Here is a 1,167-nt window from a genome sequence, read left to right on the forward strand (position 1 = left end):
ACACAGCGTGCTCGTAGAATTTAAGCACTCATTTTGTATTGAATTGGAGTCATATCATTGAGCGAGTCATGTGGCCGCTCTATGTTGTATAACTCAACCCATTGCTCCGTTTGTTCGGCCACCTCCCTTAAATTTGTAAATAAGTACAAGTCCAACACTTCTTGCCTGTAAGTGCGATTGAACCGCTCGATGTAGGCGTTTTGGTACGGACAACCCGGCTTGATGTAATCAATCATGATGTCATGGGCTTCTGCCCATCTGATGAATTCATGCGAGGTAAATTCACTACCGTTGTCACAACGGATCTTTTCAGGGTAACCATGACACTCTTCTAGACGGTCTAGGTATCTCGTCACGCGCTGCGAGGGCATGCCTGTTGCAATATCAATACCCAATACTTCGCGGTTAAAATCATCGATTACGTTGAACGTGCGAAAGCGTACTTTGTTGTTCAAGCTGTCGCTCATAAAGTCTATTGACCATGATTTGCCTGTGGCTTTAGGTGCCGCGAGAGGTTGAGGGTGACGAGTGGGTAAGCACCTTTTCGTCTTGCGCCGTATGTTGAGCTTCAGCTCTGTATACACGCGGTAGACACGCTTATGGTTCCAGCCATAGCCCATATGGCTTTGAGACGCTTGAAGTACTTAGGAAAACCCCAGCGCTGATGTTTTTCGACCAGCTGATTCAGTGCTGCAATAATCTCGCCATCATCAGTTCCTTTAGTCTGGTAATAAAATGCGCTACGACTCATACCAGTAGCCTCACAGCTCATCACAATGCTGGTGTTATATCTTGTCTGTAAATCCAGAGCCCACGCTTTACGTTCAGCCACGGGCACTAGAGCTTTTTTATAATTTCTTCCTGCAGCTTAGACTTCAGACTTAGATCCGCATACATCTGCTTCAGACGACGGTTTTCTTCTTCAAGTTCTTTAAGCCGCTTGATATCAGAAACTTCCATACCGCCATACTTGGCGCGCCACTTGTAAAATGTTGATTGACCAATATCGTATTTACGGCAGAGATCTTTGATAGTTAGACCCGCTTCAGCTTCCTTGAGTATGGCTATGATCTGGCTTTCGGTCTTCTTTTTGCTCATCAGTAAAATCCTCTTGTCATTTGAAGAAAATTCTACGTCAAAGCTGTGCTAGTTTGGGGGATAGTTACA

General features: G+C 45.1%; 1 pseudogene. It reads right to left on the bottom strand.

The features are described from left to right. Positions 1–20 precede the first annotated feature (20 nt). Positions 21–1,098: pseudogene (locus KRX19_11520) on the bottom strand (IS3 family transposase). Between the last annotated feature and the right edge of the window lie 69 nt (positions 1,099–1,167).

It is taken from the genome of Cardiobacteriaceae bacterium TAE3-ERU3 (assembly GCA_019218315.1).
Lineage (GTDB): Bacteria > Pseudomonadota > Gammaproteobacteria > Cardiobacteriales > Cardiobacteriaceae > JAHUUI01.